23 protein-coding genes are annotated in these 25,579 nt (G+C 43.4%); 12 read left to right on the top strand and 11 right to left on the bottom strand.

What is annotated here, in order from left to right:
- Positions 1-12: 12 nt before the first annotated feature.
- The 8 genes from FPZ42_RS14155 to FPZ42_RS14120 form a co-directional block, all read right to left on the bottom strand.
- A complete protein-coding gene (locus FPZ42_RS14155; RefSeq protein ID WP_146272314.1) occupies positions 13-1,215 on the bottom strand; it encodes a cytochrome c oxidase subunit II in 1,203 nt (400 codons plus the stop codon).
- Positions 1,216-1,264: 49 nt separating this feature from the next.
- The gene (locus FPZ42_RS14150; RefSeq protein ID WP_146272313.1) at positions 1,265-2,524 is read right to left on the bottom strand and encodes a quinol:cytochrome C oxidoreductase; all 1,260 of its coding nucleotides are present in this window, start codon (positions 2,522-2,524) and stop codon (positions 1,265-1,267) included.
- A gap of 12 nt (positions 2,525-2,536) precedes the next feature.
- Entirely contained in the window at positions 2,537-3,112 is a 576-nt protein-coding gene (locus FPZ42_RS14145) for a c-type cytochrome (protein ID WP_315898397.1), read from the bottom strand.
- A complete protein-coding gene (locus FPZ42_RS14140; protein WP_146272311.1) occupies positions 3,105-3,641 on the bottom strand; it encodes a DUF3341 domain-containing protein in 537 nt (178 codons plus the stop codon). Before FPZ42_RS14140 ends, FPZ42_RS14145 begins: the two co-directional genes overlap by 8 nt.
- Positions 3,642-3,643: 2 nt before the next feature.
- Complete coding sequence (gene nrfD, locus FPZ42_RS14135; protein ID WP_146272310.1) at positions 3,644-5,116, bottom strand: NrfD/PsrC family molybdoenzyme membrane anchor subunit; 1,473 nt, start codon at positions 5,114-5,116, stop codon at positions 3,644-3,646.
- A 27-nt stretch (positions 5,117-5,143) separates the two neighbouring features.
- Positions 5,144-8,242: a TAT-variant-translocated molybdopterin oxidoreductase gene (locus FPZ42_RS14130; RefSeq protein WP_146272309.1), complete on the bottom strand. Its 3,099-nt coding sequence runs from the start codon at positions 8,240-8,242 to the stop codon at positions 5,144-5,146.
- 38 nt (positions 8,243-8,280) lie between these two features.
- On the bottom strand, positions 8,281-9,552 hold the full coding sequence (locus FPZ42_RS14125) for a cytochrome c3 family protein (RefSeq protein ID WP_146272308.1): 1,272 nt from the start codon (positions 9,550-9,552) through the stop codon (positions 8,281-8,283).
- Positions 9,553-9,969: 417 nt separating this feature from the next.
- Positions 9,970-10,950, bottom strand: a complete 981-nt coding sequence (locus FPZ42_RS14120) for a deoxyhypusine synthase family protein (RefSeq protein ID WP_146272307.1) — start codon at positions 10,948-10,950, stop codon at positions 9,970-9,972.
- Positions 10,951-11,062: 112 nt separating this feature from the next.
- Here FPZ42_RS14120 and FPZ42_RS14115 point away from each other — a divergent pair, with 112 nt between their 5' ends.
- Positions 11,063-12,199, top strand: coding sequence for a polymerase (locus FPZ42_RS14115; RefSeq protein WP_146272306.1), 1,137 nt, complete (start codon positions 11,063-11,065; stop codon positions 12,197-12,199).
- 191 nt (positions 12,200-12,390) lie between these two features.
- Here the strand turns inward: FPZ42_RS14115 and pgi are convergent, their stop codons facing one another.
- On the bottom strand, positions 12,391-14,037 hold the full coding sequence (gene pgi, locus FPZ42_RS14110; RefSeq protein WP_146272305.1) for a glucose-6-phosphate isomerase: 1,647 nt from the start codon (positions 14,035-14,037) through the stop codon (positions 12,391-12,393).
- A gap of 251 nt (positions 14,038-14,288) precedes the next feature.
- Here pgi and FPZ42_RS14105 point away from each other — a divergent pair, with 251 nt between their 5' ends.
- The 4 genes from FPZ42_RS14105 (at position 14,289) to FPZ42_RS14090 (ending at position 17,615) form a co-directional block, all read left to right on the top strand.
- Positions 14,289-14,726 carry a hypothetical protein gene (locus tag FPZ42_RS14105; RefSeq protein ID WP_146272304.1) on the top strand — a complete coding sequence of 146 codons (438 nt, stop codon included), beginning with the start codon at positions 14,289-14,291 and terminating at the stop codon, positions 14,724-14,726.
- A 97-nt stretch (positions 14,727-14,823) separates the two neighbouring features.
- A protein-coding gene (gene prfB, locus FPZ42_RS14100; protein ID WP_146272303.1) for a peptide chain release factor 2 occupies positions 14,824-15,913 on the top strand; the annotation gives its coding sequence in 2 pieces (ribosomal slippage) (positions 14,824-14,883 and positions 14,885-15,913; 1,089 coding nt in all).
- 216 nt (positions 15,914-16,129) lie between these two features.
- On the top strand, positions 16,130-17,053 hold the full coding sequence (locus FPZ42_RS14095; RefSeq protein WP_146272302.1) for an alpha/beta hydrolase: 924 nt from the start codon (positions 16,130-16,132) through the stop codon (positions 17,051-17,053).
- A gap of 4 nt (positions 17,054-17,057) precedes the next feature.
- Complete coding sequence (locus FPZ42_RS14090) at positions 17,058-17,615, top strand: DapH/DapD/GlmU-related protein (RefSeq protein WP_146272301.1); 558 nt, start codon at positions 17,058-17,060, stop codon at positions 17,613-17,615.
- 10 nt (positions 17,616-17,625) lie between these two features.
- Here FPZ42_RS14090 and FPZ42_RS14085 read toward each other — a convergent pair whose 3' ends face one another.
- A complete protein-coding gene (locus tag FPZ42_RS14085; protein WP_146272300.1) occupies positions 17,626-19,056 on the bottom strand; it encodes an L-serine ammonia-lyase in 1,431 nt (476 codons plus the stop codon).
- 102 nt (positions 19,057-19,158) lie between these two features.
- On the opposite strand from FPZ42_RS14085, the gene FPZ42_RS14080 reads away from it, so the two are divergent.
- Together FPZ42_RS14080 and FPZ42_RS14075 are read left to right on the top strand one after the other, a co-directional pair.
- The gene (locus tag FPZ42_RS14080) at positions 19,159-19,623 is read left to right on the top strand and encodes a DUF5684 domain-containing protein (protein WP_222431587.1); all 465 of its coding nucleotides are present in this window, start codon (positions 19,159-19,161) and stop codon (positions 19,621-19,623) included.
- Between the two features lies 1 nt (position 19,624).
- Complete coding sequence (locus FPZ42_RS14075) at positions 19,625-19,951, top strand: DUF2752 domain-containing protein (RefSeq protein ID WP_146272299.1); 327 nt, start codon at positions 19,625-19,627, stop codon at positions 19,949-19,951.
- Between the two features lie 5 nt (positions 19,952-19,956).
- Here the strand turns inward: FPZ42_RS14075 and FPZ42_RS14070 are convergent, their stop codons facing one another.
- Positions 19,957-20,706: an RDD family protein gene (locus FPZ42_RS14070; RefSeq protein WP_146272298.1), complete on the bottom strand. Its 750-nt coding sequence runs from the start codon at positions 20,704-20,706 to the stop codon at positions 19,957-19,959.
- A 91-nt stretch (positions 20,707-20,797) separates the two neighbouring features.
- On the opposite strand from FPZ42_RS14070, the gene FPZ42_RS14065 reads away from it, so the two are divergent.
- The 5 genes from FPZ42_RS14065 to FPZ42_RS14045 are packed head-to-tail and all read left to right on the top strand — an operon-like array spanning position 20,798 to position 25,531.
- Complete coding sequence (locus tag FPZ42_RS14065) at positions 20,798-21,757, top strand: stage II sporulation protein M (protein WP_146272297.1); 960 nt, start codon at positions 20,798-20,800, stop codon at positions 21,755-21,757.
- Complete coding sequence (locus FPZ42_RS14060; protein WP_146272296.1) at positions 21,741-22,640, top strand: hypothetical protein; 900 nt, start codon at positions 21,741-21,743, stop codon at positions 22,638-22,640. Before FPZ42_RS14065 ends, FPZ42_RS14060 begins: the two co-directional genes overlap by 17 nt.
- Entirely contained in the window at positions 22,640-23,380 is a 741-nt protein-coding gene (locus FPZ42_RS14055; RefSeq protein ID WP_146272295.1) for a DUF4129 domain-containing protein, read from the top strand. Before FPZ42_RS14060 ends, FPZ42_RS14055 begins: the two co-directional genes overlap by 1 nt.
- Complete coding sequence (locus tag FPZ42_RS14050; RefSeq protein WP_146272294.1) at positions 23,377-24,564, top strand: DUF4350 domain-containing protein; 1,188 nt, start codon at positions 23,377-23,379, stop codon at positions 24,562-24,564. Before FPZ42_RS14055 ends, FPZ42_RS14050 begins: the two co-directional genes overlap by 4 nt.
- Positions 24,554-25,531 (top strand): AAA family ATPase, encoded by a 978-nt coding sequence (locus FPZ42_RS14045; RefSeq protein ID WP_146272293.1) that lies wholly within the window; start codon positions 24,554-24,556, stop codon positions 25,529-25,531. Before FPZ42_RS14050 ends, FPZ42_RS14045 begins: the two co-directional genes overlap by 11 nt.
- Positions 25,532-25,579 lie beyond the last annotated feature (48 nt).

The following is a 25,579-nucleotide window of genomic DNA, read 5'->3' as shown; positions in this document are numbered from 1 at the left end:
TAATCTAATGTATTAATTGTTTAACGCTAATCTGTTTCCTTTTGCTTTAGTGCTATCTGCAGCAGGCGCATCAGCAAAATGTAATTGCTGCTTAAGCTTATCTGTAAGATATGGTTTTTGTTGTGCTAACCAGGCCTGGTACTCAGCCTCAGAAACAACACGTACAACCTTTTTCATGTTATAGTGGCTACCACCACATATCTTGTTACAAAGCACTTCATATTCAAACGTTGGTCTGTCTAATTTAGCGCGCATTTGAGCGGTAGTAAAGATAGGTTTGAATTTGAAGTAGGTTGGTAAGCCCGGCACAGCGTTCAGCTGCACGCGGAACTGTGGGATGTACACACTATGGATAACATCCTGAGCGTGGATATTTAACCTTACCGACTTGTTCACAGGAATGACCATGGTATCAGCCTGCAAATCATCATAAGCATATTTATCTTTAAAATCGATACCTAATTTGTTAGATCCATTAACCAATTTGTAGTCGGTTTTACCTAAGCGGCCATCTTTACCTGAGTAGCGAAGCTCCCATGCAAACTGGTGACCGGTGATATCGATGTTTATTGAAGCAGGCTGGCCTTTAGCATCAACACTGTTCATGATAGATTGCCAAGTGAAGAAACCGAAGATAACCAATACCGTTAACACGATGGCAGGTGCAATGGTCCAAACCTTTTCAATAGTATTATTGTGCGGCAGGAAGTGGCCACGACGTTTCGCATTGTAACGATACCTGAACAAGAAAGTGAACAGTAATATCTGGGTAATGATGAACACCGTCATGGTGATACCGGCTGTAGTCCAGAACATGGTATCTAAAACACCGCCGTGCTCTGATGCAGCGGCAGGCAGTATCATGCTACCTTGTACAGTGAAAGACCAGTAAACGCCGTACAAACCCGCTACGAGGAAAACAAGGCAAAATATCCCCATCACATTGTTCCAGTTGATAGGTTGTTTACCTCTTATCTGCTGAGTAAGGTCATACACACGGAATACTTTGCCAATAATGCCGATGAAGAAACATACCACAAGGAACATCAGGATATAATAACCTGCTGTTGCAAGGCCATTATCCTTAGGGGCATCAGTTGCGGTTGCACCTGCAGCCTCGGTACCCTGGGCAAAAAGCATGTCTGTGCCCGCAAGCATAAACACTGCTAAAAGCGAAAGTATCTTTTTAGAATTGAATAGATTTTTGAATCCCATTTTATTGGTTATTAGAAAATGCTTTATCCGGGTTGCAAATTTAACAATATTATCTGTGATGATGTAAGCTCTCTTGCAAGAACGGGTGCTTTTTAGGAACCAATGAAGGCGCCTTAGCAATTTGGGTTAATACTGTAAAGATGAATAAACCTGCAAATCCCGCAAAAATACCTATCTCTTCAACACCGAAACCTCTATTCGACTCTACGGTGCCAGGCATGATCATCAGATAATAATCTAACCAGTGACCGGCAATAAGTATGATACATACCCACGTTAAACGGGTTCTCATACGTTTTGCATCACGAGACATTAATGCTAAAACCGGCGTAACAAAGTTAATTACGATATTTAACCAGAACCACCATTTATACTCGGGCTCCCAACGTTTGTAGAAGTATACAGACTCCTCTGGCATGTTAGCATACCAGGTAAGGAAGAATTGCGCAAACCAAACGTATGTCCAGAAGATTGAGAAACCGAAGATCAGTTTACCCATATCATGCAGGTGGTTCTCGTTTAACCAGCTAAAGTTACCGCGTTTTTGAAGGTAGATGATCACTAAGGTGATAATCGCTAAACCGCTTACGTGCATAGCTGCTAAGTTGTACCAACCAAACATTGTAGAGAACCAGTGAGCCTCTAATGACATGATTACACCAAACGCAAAGATCGGGAAGGTGAAGCCGAATATGGTCAGGAAGATACATGCGTATTTAAAGATCTTATCATAGTTAGCCATACCGCCTTCAGTATCTTCAGCTTCAGAAAACTTAGCCATTTTAATACCAAGGAAACTGTATATACCCAAAAGAACGATCAATACCGCATAAAAAAACGGGATATTTAAGAATCCTTTTTTACCATAGATGATAGCATCAAAGTTTTCGCTTCCGGGAGTAGTTATACCGTGAGCGGCCCAGTGAGCGTATAGGTAAGGAACTGTTTCTGTTTTACCGTGCTCAGTCACTGTATGGGTATGCAATAAACCTGCAGTGATGATCAGGATAAGGATAACGCTTGCTATTGGTAATACTTTGGCAAAAGCCTGTGGTATGCGTATCAATGATGCAGACCAGCCTGCCTGCGCCACGTAGTTGTAAGCGCTAAAGAAAATGCCTGCGATACAAACACATACAAAGAAGTAGCCCATTAGTAACAGGTTACTATAAACACGCTGTATATGGTCGCCACCTAAGATGAAACCGAACGCAATGCCAATTACACCCAGCACAATGCCAACCAAACTTAAAGTTTTGGCATTGCCTGCAAATTCAAAACGTTCGTCAAAATTATTATGAGTCTTCATTAATTAATAATCTTATAAAGTTTGTAAATGGTGTACATACATCACAATTTTCCAGCGTTCTTCTGGTGCAACCTGAGATGCGTATGAACCCATTGCGTTTACACCATAAGTTATAGTATGATAAATTTTACCATCGGTAAGATCTTTCATAGCACCACCACGTGATGATTGTCCTTTAGAGTACGATGGCGGCGGCGGATAACCATGCTGCACTACCGTACCATCGCCCTGGCCATTAACACCATGGCAAGGTGAGCAAAATGTTGTAAACAGCTTTTTACCGTCCTCGATATTGTTTGAAGTAAGCGGCAGCGGGTTTTTCACCTCAAGGCTGGCTTTCTCGTAACCATCTTTATTATTCGGATAGTCAAAGCGCTTAAAACCTACCGGTATAGTACCAGCTGGCGGGGTTTGTGCGGTTTGGCCGTTCTTAAAATTATCGTTAGGTTGGTCGTACTCGTAAGCTTTGTGCTCGTACATATTGGGAGCATATTCCCAGCCGGTGCTGCGTTTATCTTTGCATGATGTAATTACGATCGATGCAGCAATAACGAAAGCCGTTGTGCCCAATATTTTAATTTTATTCATAGCTAACATATTTCCTTTCGTTATGCTTCACTTCTACAGCGCCTGCGTCTTTTAACAAATTAGTGATATCATCATGCGGGATGTTACCTTTTGCATCAACAGCAATTATAAAGCGGTCATCTGTTGCGCGCAGGTCCATAACACGTGGGGCACGGCCCGGGAACAAGTGTGTTGCCGCAAAAAAGGTGAACGTCATACCGAAAGCTGTGAAAAGGATGGTCCACTCAAACATGAACGGTATAAAATCCGGCATTGCAAAACTTGGTTTACCGCCAATGTTCTGAGGCCAGTCGCCTACCAGCGTGTAATAAACAATACTGGTGATAACCGTTAACCCAAGGCAGCCAAAGCAAAACGCTGCATAACCCAGGCGCGAATCTTTTACACCCATTTTGGCCTCAATACCGTGTATAGGCATTGGGGTATAAACATCATAAATAGGTATGCTATTCTTTTGTAAGTTGGTGATACCCTGCATCATATCATCAGGATCATCAAAACAGCCCAATATAATTTTAGTCTTGCTCATTTTTATACTTTTTCGTAGTCAGCCATATCTACGCTGTCATACTTGGTTAACGACTCTTTGTAGTACTGAACTTCTGCCGGCTCTAAATGACCTTCTTTAATTTGTTTCAACTTAGCTTGCTCACTTGCAGTTTTCAATAACAGTTTCACCTCTGCAATTGCTACTGAAGGCAATACTCGGATAAACAACAGGAACAAAGTGAAGAATACACCGATTGATCCGATGAACACGCCTACGTCAACCCAGGTTGGGTAGAACATAGCCCAGCTTGATGGGATGTAATCGCGGTGAAGTGATGTTACGATAATTACGAAACGCTCAAACCACATACCGATGTTCACCACAATTGAAAGTGCCCAAGAGAATGGAATGTTTCTGCGCAGTTTGCTTGACCAGAAAAGCTGCGGAGAAATTACGTTACAGCTCATCATGCTCCAGTATGCCCACCAGTATGGACCGGTTGCACGGTTGATGAAAGCATATTGCTCATATTCAACACCAGAGTACCATGCGATAAAGAACTCAGTGATATAAGCCACACCCACAATTGAACCGGTTAATAAGATGATCTTATTCATTGACTCAATGTGGAACATGGTGATATAGTTCTCTAAGCCTAACACCTTACGGGTTACTAATAACAGAGTTTGCACCATGGCGAAACCTGAGAAGATTGCACCCGCAACGAAGTATGGTGGGAAGATGGTAGTGTGCCATCCCGGTTCCAATGATGTAGCAAAGTCAAATGATACAATGGTGTGTACCGAAAGTACCAGTGGTGTTGAGATACCTGCCAGAATAAGTGACACGGTCTCAAAACGCTGCCATGTTTTTAATGAACCTGTCCAACCGAATGAAAGGATCGAGTAGATACGGCGGCGTAAACCTTTAGCACGATCGCGGATTGAAGCGATATCCGGCAATAAACCAGTGTACCAGAATAATAATGATACAGAGAAGTAAGTTGAGATCGCAAACACGTCCATCATCAGCGCCGAGTTCCAGTTTACCCAAAGTGAACCGTATTGGTTTGGAAGTGGTAATGTGAAGTATGCTAACCAAGGGCGGCCCATGTGTGCTACGATGTATGTAGCAGCACAAATTACCGCGAAGATTGTCATCGCCTCAGCCGAACGATTGATGGAGTTACGCCAGTTCTGGCTGAATACCAATAGTACCGCAGAGATAAGCGTACCGGCGTGACCGATACCTACCCACCATACGAAACCGGTGATGTCCCATGCCCAGCCTACCGTTTTATTTAAGCCCCACTCGCCCAAACCATACCAGAAGGTTAAGCTGATGGATACTACCCATAACATAGCGCCTAAAGCAGATACGATGAAGCCGATCCACCAGGCCTTGTTTGGTTTATTTTCTACAGGTAATAATATCTCGTTAGTGATACGGGCATAGGTCATGTCCTTGCCTGTCATTAACGGTTCCCTGATTATCGATTCATGATGATGAGCCATATGTTATGATATATCTCGTTGTAAAAATTAAGCCAATGATTCAGTTCCTGTGTTTCTAACTTTTACCTGGTATCCAATACCCGGCTGTACGTTAAGCTCTTCAAGTACGTAGTAAGTTCTTTCACTTTGTAGTGCTTTGTACACTTCAGAGTTTTTATCGTTACGGTTACCAAAGATGATCGCGTTAGCAGAGCAGGTTTGCTGACAAGCCATTTTAACTTCGCCGTCTTGCAGAGGGCGTTTTTCCATTTTAGCTTTCAGTTTACCGGCTTGTATACGTTGTACACACATTGAACATTTTTCCATTACACCACGGAAACGGGTAGTAACATCAGGGTTCAATACTAATTGAGTGTGTTCGTTGTTCAGGTAGTTATCAAAGCGAGAGTCGTTCCAGTAGTTGAACCAGTTAAAGCGACGTACTTTGTATGGGCAGTTGTTAGCACAGTAACGTGTACCCACGCAACGGTTGTAAGCCATCTGGTTTAAACCTTCTGATGAGTGTACAGTTGCTAATACCGGGCACACCGTTTCGCAAGGTGCATGGTCACAGTGCTGGCAAAGCATTGGCTGGTGAACAACAGTTACGTTACTGAAATCTTCCAGTTTTGCAATTTCTTTTTCTTTGGTAACCATACCGGTACGCTCGTCTGCCTTAGCAGTACCGTTCTCAGCGAAGCTGTAGTAACGGTCAATACGTATCCAGTGCATTTCGCGGCGGCGGCCAACTTCTTCTTTACCCACAACAGGTACGTTGTTCTCAGCGCTACAAGCTACCACACATGCACCACAACCGGTACAAGCGTTAAGGTCAATAGCCATTACCCAGTCATAAACAGGGCGTGCGTGGATCCGGTCGTTATTGGTATTTTCCCAAAGGTCGTATTTCTTATGTTCGCCTTCTTCCTCGCCTTTACCAGCCTCAGGGTTTTTCTTGTACTCAGCAAAAGTAGTTTCGCGAATTACAGTACGTCCCTCGTAAGAGTGGTGTGTTTGTGTTTGCGAAAGCGGGAAGGTATCGCCTGTTGTCTCTATAGTAGCTTGTGCAGTAGTTTGGAAAGTACCATTTAAGAAGCTATAGAAAGGGAAAGCGTTTTTACCTACGTTATCACCTACTTTACCTGCAGCTGTACGGCCATAACCAACAGCGATAGATATCGTATCAGGTGCCTGGCCAGGTTGAGATAATACAGGCAACTCAACGGTGTAACCGTTAGCAGTTACTTTAACTACTGCAAACTCATCCAAACCTAATTTCTTAACGTCTGATGGAGCCATGGCCACAAAGTTGTCCCAGGTAACTTTAGATACCGGATCAGGCAACTCTTGCAACCAAGGGTTGTTTGAGCGTTTACCATCGCGCATTGCATTGTTCTGGTAAACCTGTAGCTCAACTTTTTTACCTGCTAAACTTACGCCTTCACCTAATTTAGCGCTTTGGCTAAGTATAGTTTGCGCAACAGCGTTAAGATCAAGGTTGAAGTTGTAAGTACCTGCCGCTTTTGGTGCCGCTTTAACAAAACCAGTTTGCAACAAGGTTTCCCATCCAGGCTGGCCGGATAGGCCACCGATAGCTAATAAAGTAGTGTTCCAGTTGTTACGTACAAAGGTGTAGTAATCTTTAGCGGCATTGTCGCTCCATACCAAAAGGCTGGTTTCTGCCTGGCGGGTATTATATACCGGGTTAATGGCCGGCTGAACTACTGTGTAGTAACCTTCAATAGCACTATCATCACCCCATGATTCCAGGTAATGGTGGTTAGGAGCAACTACGTTACAAAGCGTAGCGGTTTCGTCGGCATGGTCAGAGAAAGATACTTTTAAACGTACTTTCTTCAATGCATCCTTAACGGCAGCTGTAGAATGGTAATCATAAGCAGGATTGGCATCTAAGAAGATGGCTGCACCTACATCACCGCGTTTTGCAGCAGCAATAAATTCAACAATAGCGCTATCGTTACCGGCGTACTGGCGAGATGGATTATCCAGATCGATAGTAGTGCCGTAGCTACCCAGTAATGAGTTGATAGCATTCACCAATACCTGTGTAGCAACATCGTTTGAACCGCAAACAACCAGCGCGCGGCCTTTAGCAGCAGCCAGTTCTTTTGCTACAAGCGCGATAGCTTTATCGGCATTAGCAGTTGTTAACTTTTTAGAGCCCGGTAAAGTAGTACCGCTGATAGCGTTGTACAGGTTTACCAAAGCAGGGCCTTCTTCTGAAGGTTTGATAGCCACACGCACGTCGGCGTTGGTACCGGTCATGCTCATACCGCTCTCGAACTGGATGTGACGCGACATCTTTTTCTCTTCAAGCGATTTTGCATTTCTGTTTGATACGTACTGGCGGGTAAATTCTTCGCCTGAGATCCAAGTACCAAGGAAATCAGCACCGAAGCTTACAATAACGTCAGCCTTATCAAAATTGTAGTGTGGTAATACGGCTTTACCAAAGCTGTTTTGGTTTGCTTTGATTATACCGGTATAAGATACCGCATCGTAAACAACGTGTTTTGCAGTAGGATATTTAGTAATAAACTCAGCGATTACGGCTTGTGTAGACGGGCTTGATTTTGTTGCCGATACAATGCTGATGGTTTTACCTGCTGCTGCAATGGCTGCAAGTTCGCTTTTTACAAAGGCATCAACTTGTGCCCAACCACTGGTAGAACCATTTAACATAGGGTCCTGAATGCGGTTGGTGTCATACAGGTCAAGTACTGATGCTTGTGCCTGTGCACTTAAACCACCTTTACCAAGCAGGTCGTTAGGGTTACCTTCTACTTTAATAGGGCGGCCTTCGCGGGTCTTAACCAAAATGGCATTACCTTCAAAGGTAGAGGTATAATAGTTAGCCACACCTGGTGTAACCTCTTCAGGTTTGATCAGGTAAGGGATCGATTTGTGTACAGGTACTTTCTGGCACGCTGCTAAAGTAACGGCACCCATACCAAAACCTAAAGCTTTTAAGAAATCGCGGCGAGGTGTTTTTGCTGATAAGCCACCACCACTAAGCACTTCCTCGATAGGAATAGGCTCAGCAAATTCGTGTTTATTTTTCTCAACAAATTCTGGGGTTCTGTTTAGTTCTTCTAAACCTTTCCAGTATTTTTTATTGCTATCCATTTAAGTTATATAAACTGTAATGTACGTTCTTGATAATATTAATAGTGACACTTAGCACACTCGATACCGCCCAATACTGCTGCAGTAACTTTCTCGCCTTTCTTGATCTTGTCATGAGCAGCAAGTATGCTATCGTAGTAAGCATTGCCTTTACCGTTAACCTCTGTACGTCTGTGGCACTGGATACACCATTTCATGGTTAGTGGAGAGTATTGATAAACCTCTTTCATCTCCTGAACCTGACCGTGACAAGTTTGGCATTTGATACCGCCAACCTTAACGTGCTGCGAGTGGTTAAAGTAAGCCAGATCCGGCAGGTTGTGGATACGAACCCATTGGATAGGTTTAGCTTTAGTGCTATCGTATTTAGCTGTGTTTGGATCGTAACCCAATGCGTCATAGATCTTGTGGATCTCTGGCGATTCGGTTTTAACCGATTTGTGACAGTTCATACAAATGTTCAATGAAGGGATCGAAGCATTTTTACCTTTAAATGCAGCTACGTGACAATATTGACACTCAATTTTCATTACACCTGCGTGCAACTCGTGCGAGTATTTAATTGGCTGTACCGGCTGATAACCTTGGTGAACGTTAGTATTCCAAAGTGTTACCCACTGCCAGCTACCTAAAGCAATAGTACCGCAAACCACTATAAAGAATACCAGTTTTTTGTTTTTGATCAGCTTTTTGAAAATTGCTGCACGGTCTGCTTTTACCTTTTCTTCTTCGGCATCTTCATCAACTAAAGCAACACCACCTTTATTAAGCAACAAGCGCTCAAGTGTGCCGATAACTTTATTTAAAACAAGGATAACGATGAATGCAATGGCAATCACACCAAGTAAACCCCAAACGATAACAGAGCTTGGGCCTTTATCTTCTGTTGTTTCGCCACCGGCTGGCTTCTTAGCAGTATCAGCCTGCATAGTTTTCCACGTAGTACGCACATAAGTCAGTACGTTACCTACATCAGCATCGCTAAGGTCTTCAAACGAGGTCATCGGAACCTGGTTAAATTCGTTGAAGATCTTAACAGCTTTAGGATTTTTAGCTGCAACAAGTGCCTGGCTGTTCTGTATCCATTTGGTTAAGTAAGCGTCGTCAGTTTCTTGCGTAAGCTGCGGACCTAAGGCCGGGCCGGTCATACGCACGTCTATTTTGTGACATGCCGTACACTTGGCTTTAAATATAGCTTCACCTTTTGCAGCATCTGCCTGCGCATGGGCATTAAAACCCGCGGCAACCAAACCGGTAACCAGTAAAACCGACCTTGTAAACTGTTTAAGAATCAATGAGATATTTCTCATAAAGTGTATTTATGCTAAATAATTTTTATTTTAAGTGTTAAACCGTAGTTGTGATGTATGTTTTAGCCACTTTTTCAGGCACAAAAGTATAACTTTATACACTATCGCTGACAATTTAATGACAGCAATATATAATTTATAATCGTTCTAAATTGGACTTAAAACCCCTTAAAATTTGCTAAAAAAGGTTTTTTGCTATGTAGTTGATTTATAATCAAAAAATTTAGTGTTAGCACCCGTTTTATTTAATGGGGAATAATTTTATTATCTGTAAAAGGATAGTCCGACGAATACAAATAACAACTCCTGTCAATTTGTTTTAAACACCAGGGAATGAAAATCTGATACTTTAAAACTTATTCAACAACAAAGCCCTCAAAAATTTAAGGGCTTTGTTGCATTTATATCATTTTTAAATTATTGCCCCAGTATCCAGGCAAAGATCAGCGGCGCTACAATAGTAGCATCACTTTCTACAATAAATTTAGGCGTATCTATATCCAGTTTACCCCATGTTATCTTCTCGTTGGGAACAGCGCCTGAGTATGAGCCGTAAGAGGTGGTTGAATCGGATATCTGGCAGAAATAGCTCCAGAATGGGATGTTTTCCATCTCCATATCCTGGTAAAGCATTGGCACCACGCAAATAGGGAAATCGCCGGCTATACCACCACCTATCTGGAAGAAACCTATACCTTTTCCCTCTGAATTTTTTACATACCAGTCAGCCAGCCAGGCCATGTATTCGATACCGCTTTTCATGGTGGTTGCTTTTATCTCGTTCTTAATAACGTATGATGCAAAAATGTTACCCATGGTTGAATCTTCCCATCCCGGCACCACAATCGGCAGGTTACGCTCTGCAGCGGCCAGCATCCATGAGTTTTTAGGATCTATTTCATAATATTGCTCCAGCTCGCCGCTTAGCAATATCTTATACATGTACTCATGCGGAAAATAACGCTCACCTGCGTTATCGGCATCTTTCCAAATTTTATGGATGTGTTTTTGCAAACGGCGGAACGCTTCTTCCTCTGGTATACAGGTATCGGTTACGCGGTTATAGTGGTTCTCTAACAGGTCCCACTCATCCTGCGGACTAAGATCACGGTAGTTTGGCACACGCTTGTAGTGCGAGTGTGCTACAAGGTTCATGATATCTTCTTCAAGGTTGGCACCTGTACAAGAGATAATATCAATCTTTCCCTGGCGTATCATTTCGGCAAGCGAAATACCTAACTCAGCGGTGCTCATGGCGCCGGCAAGTGTAACCATCATTTTTCCGCCTTCGGTAAGGTGGGTTTCGTAACCTTTGGCTGCATCCACCAAAGCTGCTGCGTTAAAATGCAGGTAGTTTTTCTCGATAAACTGAGAAATCGGGCCTTTTGCTATACTCATTTTATTCCTCTAAATTATTTTGCAAAAGTAGCTATTTTGGCCACACCTGAATTTTAAATTTAAAATCAGCCGAAACAATGCCTTAACATTTACCTTTACGGCATTATACTTCATGAAAAAACAGCTTACAACTATAGTTTTCGCCCTGCTTTTTGCCCCGGCTTTTGCGCAAACACACCTGCTGCCTAAATTTATCCGCCGCATGTATTTTGAGAAAGATACCACCAAACGGCCAAGCTTTGTATTACTGCCGGTGTTAAGCTCGGCCCCGGAGACCGGCTTGGAAGTCGGCGGCTCGGGCCTGTATTCTTTTTATACCGATACAACAAGCACTTACACACGCATTTCGAACATATTTGCCTACGCAACCATTACCACCAAGGGCCAAAGCCGGTTAAACCTGAGCAGCAGTTATTGGACACCCGGCAACCGCTACCACTTTACAGGCGCTATTAACTATATCAACTTTCCGTTCGATTTTTATGGTATTGGCAACAACACCCGCGACACAGATGCTGACCGCCTTGGACAGAAACGTTTGAGAATTACTTTCACAGCCGAGAAAAAGCTGACCAATCACATTTATGCGGGCCTTGTTGGTGGCGGCTATTATTATCGCTTTACTGATAAAGAGGCTGGCGGCATCTACAATACCGACCCAACAATTGAGGGCAAAGGCGGAGGCAACATCCTGTACGTTGGGCCAACTTTAATATTCGATAACAGGAACAACAACACCTACACTACAAAGGGAACGCTGTTTACCAGCTACTTCAATTACATGAATGGCATCGGGGCCAGCAGCGGCTACCACGGTGGTTTACTGAATATGGAGATAGCTCAGTTTTTCAGTCTGGGTAAAAAGCTGGTTTTAGGGTTTAACGTGCAGAGCCAAAACTTAACCGGCAGTTCTTCTCCGTTTTACCTGTTGCCTTCCATGGGTAGCGATGAAATGATGCGTGGTTATTACAACGGCCGTTTCCGCGATCGTAATTACCTTGCCGGACAAACCGAATTACGTTACCGCTTTACCGAACGTTTCGGTATCGTCGGCTTCGCGGGTACCGGCGAGGTTTTTCATCAGGACTTCGATATCAATCAACTTAAACCCAACTACGGTGGCGGCCTCCGCTATTTCTTTGATGTACAAAAAGGCTTAAGCGTACGCGTTGACTATGGCGTTGGCGAGAAACGCCCCGGCGAAAGCAGGCAAAGCGGCTTCTACGTTGGATTGGGAGAAGCGTTTTAGAAAAAACTTGTCATTGCGAGCGATAGCGTGGCAATGACGGGGCTGGTATAACAATGTCATTTCGAACGAGGTACGAGGAGAAATCTTCTACGCTGTAATTGTCGCTTTTAGAAGAGTTCTCCTCGCTGTCGCTCGTTCGAAATGACAACGTAATTCTTACTTCTACACCGCCTTCAGGGGGCTGAAGGGTTTTATCTCCAGCTCTTATAATGATTGATCAAGCCATTGGTTGATGAATCGTGGCTTGTAACCTCAGCATTGTCCTTAAGTTCAGGCAGGATCTTACCGGCTAATTGTTTGCCGAGCTCAACACCCCATTGGTCAAAGCTGTAAATATCCCAGATAATACCCTGGGTAAATATCTTATGCTCGTACATGGCGATCAGTGATCCCAATGTACGCGGTGTTATTTTCTTAACCAGGATAGAGTTTGTTGGGCGGTTACCTTCAAACACCTTGAACGGTGCTATCTTGGTTATTTCCTCTTCATTTTTACCGGCTTTCTTCAATTCATCTACAACCACTTCTTCGGTTTTACCGTTCATTAAAGCTTCGGTTTGTGCAAAGAAGTTAGATAACAGCATCTGGTGGTGTTCGCCGAGCGGGTTATGTGATTGTGCCGGTGCAATAAAATCACAAGGGATCAACTTTGTACCCTGGTGTATTAACTGGTAAAATGCGTGCTGGCCATTTGTACCGGGCTCGCCCCAGATGACAGGGCCGGTCTGATAATCTACATGGTTTCCGTTGCGGTCTACATGTTTACCGTTGCTCTCCATATCCCCTTGCTGGAAGTATGCTGCAAAGCGGTGCATGTATTGATCGTACGGAAGGATTGCTTGTGTTTCTGCCTCGAAAAAGTTATTATGCCATATACCTATTAAGGCCAATATTGCAGGCAGGTTTTGTTCTATCGGTGCGGTTTTAAAATGCTCGTCCATGGCGTGTGCGCCGGCAAGCAGTCCTTCAAAGTTCTCAAAGCCGATGCTTAACACAATTGATAAGCCAATGGCACTCCACAGTGAATAACGGCCACCAACCCAATCCCAAAACTCGAACATGTTGGCTGTATCGATACCAAATTCAGATACGCCTTTGCTATTGGTTGATAGCGCTGCAAAGTGCTTCGCCACATCCTCCTGTTTACCGCCTGCTTTAATAAACCAATCACGCGCGCTGTGTGCGTTAGCCATGGTCTCTTGCGTAGTGAAGGTTTTGGAAGCTATCAGGAACAACGTTGTTTCCGGGTTTAACGGTTTCAGCGTTTCTACTATATGTGTTGCGTCAACGTTTGATACAAAGTGCAGGTTAAGATGGTTCTTGTAAGGCTTTAAGGCTTCGGTCACCATTACGGGACCCAGGTCAGAGCCACCGATACCAATGTTTACCACATCAGTAATGGCTTTACCAGTGTAACCCTTCCAGGTGCCGGAGATGATCTTTTCGCTAAAGTCTTTCATCTGTTGCAGCACACGGTTCACGTCGGGCATTACGTCTTTGCCGTCAACCAAAATTGGTTTGTTGCTGCGGTTACGCAAGGCTATGTGTAAAACAGGCCTACCTTCAGTAACATTTATTTTTTCGCCACTAAACATGGCTTCAATTGCCTCATTTAGGCCACACTCTTTTGCCAACTGTATCAAAAGAGCTATAGTTTCATCGTCAACCCGGTTCTTGGAGTAATCAAGCAGGATGTCTTCAAATTGAAGTGAGAATTTTTCAAACCTTTCCGGGTCAGTATCAAAAAGTTCTTTCAGGCTTTTGGCCACAATGTCAATATAGTGGTCTGTAAGGTACTTGTAAGCCTTGGTAGATGTAAGATCAATGTTAGGCAGCATAATTGAAATGAGTTTAAACAAATGTAACAAGATAAACCAAGGCCGCTAATCAAAGTTTTAAGTTAGCCCTAAAGCTTACATAATTGTGGCAGTCTTAGTGTGATGTTAACACACTATGTGTTTGTCATTTTTATAAAATATTCCGCACCTGCTTGTCTCAAACCCTTGTGTATGGCAGCATTTTTGACCTATTTTTAATGAGATTAAGAAATTGTAATGATTTTATAAATCTCCTATTAACACACAAAGCCATGTTTGAAAAACTCTTTATGCTTGTAAAAAATAACGCCGGTACGGCTGTTATTAACAATCCTGAAATTCAGGAAAAAGACCGGGATGCTGTGATGAACGATGCCTCAAGCTCAATCATTGAAGTTTTGAAAAACCAATTGGATAGCGGTAAGCTAAAAGACCTGGTGAAATATTTTCAATATCCCGGTATTTATGAGAACCCACTTATTGATAGCGCAGTTAACCGCTTCACTAATAAGCTTAATCATTTTTATAACCTTACTGCTGAAAAGGCTGCAGAAATTGCACATAGCCTTATACCACCGGTAATGCAGGAAATGATAAAACAATCGAAACTGGAGGAGAATAATAACGACTTTAGCTTAAGTGCCATGGTTACCAAACTTAGTGGTAACATGAACATTGCGCCGCTGTTACAACAATTGCGCATGGCATAACCAAATTAAGTTAAAGAGTTTTTAAGAGGGCTTAAGTTGCTAATTGCGATTTAAGCCTTTTTATTTTTACCCCTATCATTTTCTTATATTTGCCTTTATGACTAAAGAAAACATCCAGGATTTAAGGGACAGAGTAACGTCCCTGAGGAGGCATCTTTGACATCGATACCAAACTCGATGCGATGCAGAAAGAACAGGATATAACCATAGGCCCAAACTTTTGGGACCATCCTAAAGAAGCAGAAAAAGTACTTGCTTCTATCAAAACCAAAAAGGTTTGGACCGATGCTTTTAAAAAGGTATCATCAATTGTTGAAGACACTAATGTACTGTTTGAGTTTTACCAGGCCGGCGATGCCAGCGAGGGTGAAATGAAAGAGCAGTTTGATAGCGCCGTTACCGCCGTTGAAGAGCTGGAATTCAAGAACATGCTCAGTGCCGAAGAAGACCAGTTAAATGCCGTACTACAGATAACAGCGGGTGCCGGTGGTACCGAAAGCTGCGACTGGGCCAGCATGCTGATGCGTATGTACATTATGTGGGGCGAAAAAAATGGCTACAAAGTTACCGAACAGGACTACCAGGAAGGTGACGTGGCCGGTGTTAAAACCGTTACCCTGCAGTTTGAGGGTGATTTTGCTTACGGATACTTAAAAGGCGAAAACGGTGTACACCGCCTGGTACGCGTTTCTCCGTTTGATGCCAACGCCAAGCGCCATACTTCGTTTGCATCAGTATATGTATACCCGTTAGTTGATGATACTATTGAAATAGAGATAAACCCGGCCGATATAGAGTTTGAAACCTTCCGTTCTGGTGGTGCCGGTGGACAAAACGTGAACAAGGTTGAAACTGCTGTTCGTCTTTACCACAAACCATCGGGTATCATTATCAAAAACCAGGAATCGCGCTCGCAATTGCAGAATAAGGATAACGCAATGCGTTTATTAAAATCTCAATTGTATGAGATAGAGATGCGTAAACGCCAGGAAACCACAAACGCAATAGAGGGTAACAAAAAGAAAATTGAGTGGGGCAGCCAGATCCGTAACTATGTGTTACATCCATACAAATTAGTGAAAGACCTGCGCACCGACCACGAAACATCAAACGCACAAGCCGTACTTGATGGCGAACTTGATGAATTTCTGAAAGCTTATTTGATGGAATTCGGCGGAAGTAAATAATCAGGCCTCTGAGAAATTGACTCACCCGTTTACCTCTCTGCTTCGCAAAGAGGTGTTCTTTTTACTACTTTTCTAACCCTCTTTTCGCATAGCTAAGAGAGGGTCGACAAGCGTAGCGCTGTCGGGGTGAGTAAAATATTTTTAAAACGATACTGCAAACCGTAGTATCGTTTTTCGTTAGCAGATGTGTATCTTGCTTTTGCCAATTATTTAGTAATGAAAAACTTTTTGACTGCTTTGCTTTTTACAGCATCCACGCTAACTGCATTTGCACAGCAACAAACTCCGCTGCCATTATATCCTAACGGCGTTCCTAATTCAAAGCCAACACCGGCAACGTACAAAGAAACTATCGACCAGCGGTCGTGGATAGCAAAAGTGAGCATACCAACCCTTACCCCTTACCTGCCGGCCAAAGGTACTGCCAATGGTACTGCTGTTGTGATATGCCCGGGTGGCGGTTATGCAGGCCTGGCTTCAGCGCACGAGGGATCAGCCGTTGCGCAGGAGTTTAACAAAATAGGTGTAACGGCATTCGTACTCAAATACCGACTGCCCAGCGACAGCATCATGACCGATAAAAGCATCGGTCCGTTGCAGGATGCCCAGCGAGCTATTCAAATAGTTAGACAAGGTGCTGCCAAATGGGGCATAAACCCGAACAGGATCGGAATTATGGGTTTTTCGGCCGGCGGGCACCTGACCTCAACTGAAGGTACACATTTTGACAAAGTAGTTATCAACAATAAAGATAACATCAGCGTTCGACCGGATTTTATGATGCTGATATACCCGGTTATCACTTTCGGTTCTAAAGCGCACGTAGGCTCGCGCGAAAATCTGATTGGAAAAGATGCAAGCCAGGATCAAATAGACCTGTACTCTAACGAGAAGCAAGTTACACCCAACACGCCACCAACGTTTATCGTTTTCGCGGAGGATGATGATGTGGTACCAGTGGAAAATGGTTTAATGATGTATCAGTCGCTCCTCCAAAACAAAGTACCGGCAGAAATGCACCTGTTCCCAAAAGGCGGCCATGGTTTTGGCCTAAATAATCCAAAAAGTAAAGCCAAATGGTTCGATTGGGCAAAAGTTTGGATGGATGACAATGGATGGTTGGTGAAATTAGAATACTAAAGAAATGATGCATATTTTTGAAAGGCTCAAAGCAGGAGAAATAGTAAGGCTTAACGAGCCTCAATTTGAGGAAATTAACCAGATAGTAGGTAAAACCCTTGCTTTAATGCCTTTGTTGAACAGCGCCAAAGATATTAACGAAGTGCGAAAAATTTTAAGTGAGATCACAGGTACGGTAATTGATCCGAGTACCGCTATATTCGCCCCACTTTACATAAATTTCGGCCGTTTCACAACTATCGGTAAAAACGTCTTCATTAATCATGCTTGCTCATTTCTTGACCTCGGAGGCATAACTATTGAAGACGATGTTCTTATAGGGCCCAAAGTAAATCTTATCACAGAAAACCACCCTCTGGAACCTTCTGAAAGAAGGAACCTGACATGCAAGCCTATCTTAATAAAACGCAATGCATGGATAGGGGCGGCTGCCACTATACTACCCGGTGTAACCATAGGAAAAAATTCTGTGGTAGCCGCAGGTGCGGTTGTCTCTCGCGACGTACCGGATGATACCATCGTAGGCGGTATACCCGCCAAGATCATTAAACAAATAGCTTAAACAATACCCCCTAACACTCCGGCAAGCTTATCGGGATATTGATCGCCAGACCACCGTCGGCGGTTTCTTTATATTTGGAGTTCATGTCCTGGGCGGTTTGCCACATGGTTTTAACAACAGCATCCAGACTCACTTTGGCTTTATCCGGATTGCTTTGCAGGGCAAGCTGACTGGCGGTAATGGCTTTAATAGCGCCCATTGTATTGCGTTCGATACAAGGAACCTGTACTAGTCCACCAATAGGGTCGCAGGTCATGCCGAGGTGATGCTCCATGGCAATTTCGGCTGCCATTAATACCTGGCGCTGGCTGCCGCCAAGGCACTCGGTCAGTGCTGCTGCAGCCATGGCCGATGATACACCGATCTCTGCCTGGCAACCTCCCATTGCTGCCGAAATGGTTGCACCCTTTTTAAAGATGCTGCCTATTTCTGATGCAACAAACAAAAACTGGATGATCTTTTCCTCGCTAAAGCCATCGCAAAACGAGATAAAGTATTGTAGCACTGCAGGGATAACACCTGCGGCACCGTTGGTTGGTGCCGTTACCACCCTGCCAAATGAGGCATTCTCCTCGTTAATGGCTAAAGCAAAACAGCTTACCCAATCCAGTATATTTTGGAAACCATGGCCGGTTTGACGCATGGCATCAACCCAGCTATTATAATCGTTATAAGCTATACCTTTTACAAGGCGCTTGTTTAATTTAGATGCACGGCGGGCAACATTTAAACCGCCGGGCAGGTAACCCGCAGTATGGCAGCCACGGTACATACATTCCTGCATCACGCGGAAAATATCGAGCACGCTTTTACGGGTCTCATGTTCGCTGCGCCAGGCAAGCTCATTTTCCATAACCACCTCAGAAATTTTGAGGCCGGTTTTGCGGCACCAGTGTAACAGGTCGCCGGCAGTATCTATAGGGAAAGGCAGGTCAACCTCTGTTCTGTGGGTGCTTTGTTCACCCTCTTTAACTACAAAGCCGCCGCCAATGGAATAGTAAGTACCAGAAATTGCAGTCTCATCTTTTAAGAATGCCTGGAAAGTAACACCATTTGGGTGAAAGGGCAGGCTCTCGGCAAAAAGATACAGCAGATCATTAGCAACGGAAAAATCTATATAGCGTAATCCACCTAAATCCAGCTTATGAGAGTTGGTGATATCGGCAATTTTCGTATTTATTTTATCAACCTCAAAAGTAACGGGGTCGTCCCCGCTTAGGCCAAGTAAAATAGCTATATCTGTGCCGTGGCCTTTTCCTGTTTTGGCAAGCGATCCGTATAGTAGTATTTGTAGCTGCACTACGTCGTCTAACGCTTCCCGATCTTTAAGCAAATTAACAAACTGCTGTGCCGCCCGCCAGGGGCCAAGCGTATGCGAACTTGATGGCCCGATGCCAATCTTAAACATATCGAATACGGAGATCTGCTCGCGTTGCTGCATGAGCCAAAATTAGTGAATTAAAAACAGATTATTTTTCTGTAAAAGGGCCGTGTTTACTAATTATTTGATAATTTGAGGCACACTTAAAACTCAAAATCACAAATGGAAAATTACGACGCGTATCAATCCGGGTACGTCATTGGTGCATTCTTAGGAATGTTGGCTATCCCTGCTTTAATTGTTTGGCTCATTAGTGTTATTGGCATGTGGAAGGTTTATGAAAAAGCCGGCAAACCAGGCTGGGCTTCCATCATTCCCATATACAATATAATTGTTATGCTCGAGATCATTGGCAAGCCAATGTGGTGGCTATTGATGCTGCTGATCCCTTGCGTAAACATTGTGTTTGCCGTATGGATGATAAACCTGCTCAGCAAAAGCTTTGGGCAGTCTGAAGGCTTCACTATAGGACTGATATTTTTACCTATGATTTTCTATCCGATCCTCGGCTTTGGTAGTTACCGCTACCTTGGCCCTGCTGGTTTAGGCATGGCTGGTTTCAGGCCATACGATCCTGGGATAGATTACCGCGATCCTTTTAATCCGCCACCACCTTCGCAAGTTTAATATGGCTTTGCAAAATATACCCTGCAGTTTGTTGTTCATCAACTGGCTGCAGGGTCATTTACTTCCTTGTCCGTTCAAATACTTAACCGGTATTGATTGCCCCGGATGCGGTTTTCAGCGTGCCGTTGTAGCGCTGTTGAAGGGCAACCTTCACGAAAGCTTTTCTTTATATCCTCCGGCGATACCAATACTGCTTACCGCCTTGTGGTGGCTTGCAGATAGCATATATAAACTGGACAAACCATCGGCAGTTATCAAAAAAACACTATTCATGATCACGGGCAGCATTATACTGGTAAGCTATGTTATCAAGATAGCCGGTTTGTAAGAATATTAAGACATTACTGATCTGTAATCTGTATCAGACGCTGCTATCAAATGAGTGTAATCGCGCAGCAAAGTTTGCAGAAACTGCATATCATTCATTCCCTGCGGCGGCTGCACGCCAAGATGCTCTTTAAGTTTGCTGGCCATGTTGTAAACAATAACGCTGTTCTTAGTTTTAACGTAGGCTGATATCACCTCATTTATGAGTTCAACATCACGGTCTGTTAGTTGCGATGCTTCTTTAAAAACAGGCTCATAAGATAGATCAGAAGGCTTAAAGGCAATCTTGCTGGCATCCGTACGCGGAACAGTGCGAACCAAAATAGTATTGGCCGTCATATCACCAAGACGTTGCCCTTTCTCGCTTACCGCAGCTGCTATCAGCGCAATAACACCGCCGCCAATACCAAAATCAACTATCCGCATTAACCAGCGCAGCAGGTACTGCCCCAGTCTTGGTCGGGCACCATCGGCACTTATCACACGTATCTTCATCACCTTTTTACCGATGGACTGGCCGTTCATGCTCAACTCACATATAAGATCATAAAACACAAATAAAGCGCCGTAGATGATGAGCAAAACGCCATTTGAAAGATCTGATAAGCCAGATGCAATACCGGTTATCATTACAAAAAAGAAAACGAATCCAAAAATGGCGAGGTCGATAATGCGGGCAACTATCCGCTCGCCGAGGCCGGCAAGCTCGTAGTCAATATCAATATTCTGGGCTGTGGTAACGGTTACGGTATTCATAAAATTATCTTCTCAAATTGCATAAATTAAGTTGAATTATAAAACTTTTGTGATTAATTTACCGTCCTGTAAAAACCCTGACCATCACCCAATGCGCGAACCCTTATTTGTAAAACAAAATGCCGATAAATGGGCGCGCTTTGAAGAATCGACCCAAAAAACGCCCGACGAACTTGCCGATAGTTTTATCCAGATAACGGATGACCTGGCATATTCAAAAACCTTTTATCCCAAATCAAAAACAACCGCCTATCTGAACGGGCTGGCGTCAAAATTCCATCAATCTATTTACAAGAACAAGCGCGAGAACAGCAACCGCTTTGTTACCTTTTGGCGGCTGGAGTTACCCTTGCTTTTCAAAAAGCATCAGCGGCAGTTATTGTATGCCTTTATATTTTTTATAACGTTTTGCCTGATGGGCGCTCTTTCTGCAAAATATGACACCAATTTTGTAAGGCTGATCATGGGGGATGGCTATGTGGATATGACCAATGAGAACATTGCCAAAGGCGACCCGTTTGGTGTTTACAAGCAGGGCTCAGAAGCGATGATGTTTGCAAGCATCGCCATTAACAACATCTACGTATCGCTGGTTACATTTGCAAGCGGTATACTTTGCTCTGTTGGTACCATCTATTTCCTTTTCCGCAACGGGCTTATGCTGGGTTCGTTCCAATACTTCTTTTTTAGTAAGGGCCTGGGCATGCAATCTGTATTAGTAATATGGATACACGGTACGCTGGAGATAGCTGCGATAGTTATTGCAGGCGCAGCAGGGATGGTAATGGGCAACAGCTTTTTATTCCCTAAAACCTTCGGAAGATTGGAGTCGCTTAAAAAAGGTGCATCCGAGGGGATGAAAATAGCGATAGGCCTGGTGCCTATATTTATTGTGGCCGCATTTTTTGAAGGCTTTGTAACCCGCCATACCGAAATGCCCGTATGGCTTAGTTCGGGCATCCTTGCAGCATCCCTTTTATTTTTAATTTGGTACGTGGTACTTTACCCTAATAAGATCTATAAACAAACTAAACATGCAACCGAAAATTGAATTAGCCAAAACCCGAGATTTTGGTGAGATCATTAACGATACCTTCACCTTTATCAAACAGAACTTTAAAGACCTTGTGAAAAACCTGTACCTGTTTTGTGGTGTGGTGTATTTTGCAGGTGCAGCGCTGATTGCTATGCAGCAATACCAAATGGTTAATGCAGCATCAAGCTTTGGACAGGAGGGGCCGGCAACCTATAATAGTTTTGATAAACTCAACTTATTTGGTGTAAAGTATTTTGCAGGCATGGGGTTGATGATAATTGGTAGTGCATTAAGCGTGTTAAGCATCATCGGCTACATGGCGCTCTACAAGCAAAAAGGCAACATCAAACCAACAAGTGCGGAGGTATGGGGTTACGTGAAATACTATTTTGGCAGAACCATCCTGGCAACCTTAGTAATAACGGTATTATTGATCATCGGTTTTGCGCTTTGCATTATTCCGGGTATATACCTTTTCCCAATATTTGGTATTATCTTTCCTATCATGATCATGGAAAACGGAAGTTTTGGATATTCCTTCAATCGCAGTTTTCAGCTGATACGGAATAATTGGTGGCTAACTGCGGGCGCAATTTTGGTATCATGGATAATTATGTATTTCATAGTAATGGCCATATCATTGCCTGCGGCTTTCCTGGGCATATCGGCAACACTATTAAGGCCCACAACCGCCTTAAATAACTTCGGCATTATTACACCCATCGTAACAGTTGCCTTACAGATGATAAGTTTAGTTTGCTACATAGTGCCAATGGTTACGCTTGGCCTGTGCTATTACAACTTATCAGAAAGTAAAGAGGGCACCAGCTTATTAGAGCGTATCAATAACCTGGGAACTAACAGTAACAACGATAACTTGCCGGCAGAAGAATACTAATGCGTTACCTGCTCCTTATCTTTCTCTTACTAACCGCTTCAATAGCTAATGCTAAGCCCGATACTATTGCGGCCAAAAAGGTACCGGCTGTAATAAGGTTGGATACTGCATCTGTTACGTTGCGACATATAGATACAGCAGCTATCAATAACTACAAAAAACAAAAGGAGTTTATTTACAAAGATGATTATAGCGGCCCATCTTTATGGACAAGATTTTGGCGATGGTTCTGGAGTTTGTTTGATTGGGGTAAAACCAAAACCGGCTATTCCAATTTTTGGAAATGGGCAGGGGTGCTAATAAAATACATAATAATGATAGGCGGCATTGCCGCATTGATACTGGTAATACTTAAATCTGCCGGTATCGATATCAATATCTTCCGCAAAGGGGCACGTAAAGCAGGTATAGCTTATACCGAACTTGACGAGAATATACACGAGATAGATTTTGAAAAAGATATTGAGACAGCTGCTTCTGCAGGTAACTACAAACTTGCTGTGCGGCTGCTATACTTAAGGGCTCTTAAGCAATTAAGCGATAATAATTTAATAGACTGGCAGCCTAATAAAACTAACCAGGCCTATGTACAGGAGTTGAACAATAACCCTGCGCAAGGCCCTTTCAAAAACATTACCCGGCAGTTTGAATATGTTTGGTACGGCGATTTCGCTGTGACCGGAAGCGGTTATAGCCAAATCACCAAACTGTTTGCTGATTTTAAAGGAGGCCGACCATGAAAGATCTTAAATTCTACATCATCGGCATATTGGTGCTGCTAACTGTTTACCTGGTGGCAGAATATAATAAACCGGCCCCTATTAACTGGCAGGTTGATCTGCGTTACAACAGCAAAGCACCGTTTGGTAATTTTATTCTTTTTGACAGGGTCAAGGATATTTTTCCGGATGCAACAATCAAGCGTACCAACCAATCGCCTTATGATGTGTTTACCGATTCTTCTTTACAAAGCGGCAACTACATCATTATTGCCAAAACTGCCAGTTTCAACAAAACAGACACTAAAGCGCTATTAAAGTACATTAGCGCCGGCAATACGGTATTTATATCGGCTTTGAATTGGGATGGCGCACTTACTGATTCGCTTAAGGTGAACACCGGCTATGAGTTTGATAAGAAAAATCCATCTGTAAATTTTACCAATCCAAAGATCAAACAAGCCGCAGACCTTAAAACAGATAAGTTTACAGCCACACAATACTTTTCGTCATTTGACACCACAAAAGCTGTAGTTCTTGCACAAAACAACTACAAACACGCTACCTATCTTAAATACAATTTTGGCAAGGGCAGTTTGTTGGTAATGGCCAACCCGCAGTTGCTTACCAATTACTGCATGGTTAAACCCGGTGGTGCAGCATTTGCAGACAGGGTTTTATCCTACATTCCTACTTCTGACCATATTTATTGGGACCAATATCAGAACGGCGACATTTTGGAAGACGAATCGCCCATGCGGGTATTCTTCAGGCATCCCGGCCTGCAATGGGCCTACTACATCAGCCTGGCGGCTACCCTGCTGTTTGTTTTGTACAACATCAAACGCAGGCAACGCCCCATACCTGTTGTTGATCCTTTAAAGAATGCCACCTTAGGCTTTGTCACTGTGGTAGGCAACCTGTATTACGAGCAGCGCGATAATACCGACATAGCCGTTAAAAAGATCACCTATTTTTTAGAACACCTGCGCAATACTTACAACTTAAAAACCGGCACGTTTGATAATGATTTTCTGAACGTTTTTATAAAGAAAACCGGTGTAGACGAAAAGCTGGGCCATGATCTTATCAACCATATGCGCTTTGTGTTGCACCAGACAAAAGTATCAGATGCCGAACTTATTGAAATAAACAGATTAATGGAGAAATTTTACAGCCAAACCGCACCATCATATGGAAAATGAAAACTTTGAACAACGGACAGATCTTAGCAAATTAAATGCAGCCGTTGAAAATATAAAAGCTTCGCTTGCGCAGATCATTGTAGGGCAGCAGCACGTTATAGAGCTGATCATTGCCGGTATACTGGCAGATGGCCACATCCTGATAGAAGGGGTACCCGGTGTTGCCAAAACCCTTACTGCAAAGCTGGTTGCAAAGTCGATAGATGCCCAATACTCGCGCATACAGTTTACGCCCGATCTGATGCCTTCTGATGTTTTGGGAACCTCTGTATTCAATACCAAAACAGGAGAGTTTGAGTATAAGCGCGGGCCAATTTTCGGTAACATCATTTTAATTGACGAGATAAACCGTGCGCCTGCAAAAACACAATCGGCCTTGTTTGAGGTGATGGAAGAGCGGCAGATCACTATGGATGGCGAGCTTTACAAAATGGATGAACCTTTTATTGTTTTAGCCACCCAAAACCCGGTTGAGCAGGAAGGCACTTATCGCCTGCCTGAGGCACAACTGGATCGTTTTCTGTTTAAGATCGATATCAGCTATCCTTCTCTTGAGGAGGAGATCTCAATCATCAGCCGCCAGCATCAGCAAAAAACTGCCGACCAGCTCGAGCACATCAACGCGGTGTTACAAGGCGCAGATATTGTTGCGTTAAGGCAAACAGTCCGCGGGTTGCATGTAGAGGAAAAGATAATTGCCTTTACAGCGCGCATTATTCACGAAACACGTAATAATAAATCACTCTATCTTGGCGGTTCCCCACGGGCATCATTAGCGGTAGTTAATGCAGCAAAAGCCGTTGCAGCCATTGCCGGTCGCGATTTTGTAACTCCTGATGATATTGTTAAGGTTGCAACTCCGGTACTACGTCATCGCGTTATGCTAACTCCAGATAAAGAAATGGAAGGCCTTACCGCCGACGATGTTATTGCACAGATCATTCAAAAAATAGAAATACCACGTTAAGCGGGTGAAAAAAGTTTTTAATCTGTTTTATATCAACCTCTTCTTGAC

Source organism: Mucilaginibacter achroorhodeus, assembly GCF_007846095.1.
Lineage (GTDB): Bacteria > Bacteroidota > Bacteroidia > Sphingobacteriales > Sphingobacteriaceae > Mucilaginibacter > Mucilaginibacter achroorhodeus.
This window is presented reverse-complemented; position numbering and strand designations above follow the sequence as displayed.

Bases quoted from the DNA above. Each gene is read 5' to 3' on its own strand.
- FPZ42_RS14155 (WP_146272314.1), bottom strand. From the start codon at position 1,215: ATGGGATTCAAAAATCTATTCAATTCTAAAAAGATACTTTCGCTTTTA.
- FPZ42_RS14150 (WP_146272313.1), bottom strand. From the start codon at position 2,524: ATGAAGACTCATAATAATTTTGACGAACGTTTTGAATTTGCAGGCAAT.
- FPZ42_RS14145 (WP_315898397.1), bottom strand. From the start codon at position 3,112: ATGAATAAAATTAAAATATTGGGCACAACGGCTTTCGTTATTGCTGCA.
- FPZ42_RS14140 (WP_146272311.1), bottom strand. From the start codon at position 3,641: ATGAGCAAGACTAAAATTATATTGGGCTGTTTTGATGATCCTGATGAT.
- nrfD (WP_146272310.1), bottom strand. From the start codon at position 5,116: ATGGCTCATCATCATGAATCGATAATCAGGGAACCGTTAATGACAGGC.
- FPZ42_RS14130 (WP_146272309.1), bottom strand. From the start codon at position 8,242: ATGGATAGCAATAAAAAATACTGGAAAGGTTTAGAAGAACTAAACAGA.
- FPZ42_RS14125 (WP_146272308.1), bottom strand. From the start codon at position 9,552: ATGAGAAATATCTCATTGATTCTTAAACAGTTTACAAGGTCGGTTTTA.
- FPZ42_RS14120 (WP_146272307.1), bottom strand. From the start codon at position 10,950: ATGAGTATAGCAAAAGGCCCGATTTCTCAGTTTATCGAGAAAAACTAC.
- FPZ42_RS14115 (WP_146272306.1), top strand. From the start codon at position 11,063: ATGAAAAAACAGCTTACAACTATAGTTTTCGCCCTGCTTTTTGCCCCG.
- pgi (WP_146272305.1), bottom strand. From the start codon at position 14,037: ATGCTGCCTAACATTGATCTTACATCTACCAAGGCTTACAAGTACCTT.
- FPZ42_RS14105 (WP_146272304.1), top strand. From the start codon at position 14,289: ATGTTTGAAAAACTCTTTATGCTTGTAAAAAATAACGCCGGTACGGCT.
- FPZ42_RS14095 (WP_146272302.1), top strand. From the start codon at position 16,130: ATGAAAAACTTTTTGACTGCTTTGCTTTTTACAGCATCCACGCTAACT.
- FPZ42_RS14090 (WP_146272301.1), top strand. From the start codon at position 17,058: ATGATGCATATTTTTGAAAGGCTCAAAGCAGGAGAAATAGTAAGGCTT.
- FPZ42_RS14085 (WP_146272300.1), bottom strand. From the start codon at position 19,056: ATGCAGCAACGCGAGCAGATCTCCGTATTCGATATGTTTAAGATTGGC.
- FPZ42_RS14080 (WP_222431587.1), top strand. From the start codon at position 19,159: ATGGAAAATTACGACGCGTATCAATCCGGGTACGTCATTGGTGCATTC.
- FPZ42_RS14075 (WP_146272299.1), top strand. From the start codon at position 19,625: ATGGCTTTGCAAAATATACCCTGCAGTTTGTTGTTCATCAACTGGCTG.
- FPZ42_RS14070 (WP_146272298.1), bottom strand. From the start codon at position 20,706: ATGAATACCGTAACCGTTACCACAGCCCAGAATATTGATATTGACTAC.
- FPZ42_RS14065 (WP_146272297.1), top strand. From the start codon at position 20,798: ATGCGCGAACCCTTATTTGTAAAACAAAATGCCGATAAATGGGCGCGC.
- FPZ42_RS14060 (WP_146272296.1), top strand. From the start codon at position 21,741: ATGCAACCGAAAATTGAATTAGCCAAAACCCGAGATTTTGGTGAGATC.
- FPZ42_RS14055 (WP_146272295.1), top strand. From the start codon at position 22,640: ATGCGTTACCTGCTCCTTATCTTTCTCTTACTAACCGCTTCAATAGCT.
- FPZ42_RS14050 (WP_146272294.1), top strand. From the start codon at position 23,377: ATGAAAGATCTTAAATTCTACATCATCGGCATATTGGTGCTGCTAACT.
- FPZ42_RS14045 (WP_146272293.1), top strand. From the start codon at position 24,554: ATGGAAAATGAAAACTTTGAACAACGGACAGATCTTAGCAAATTAAAT.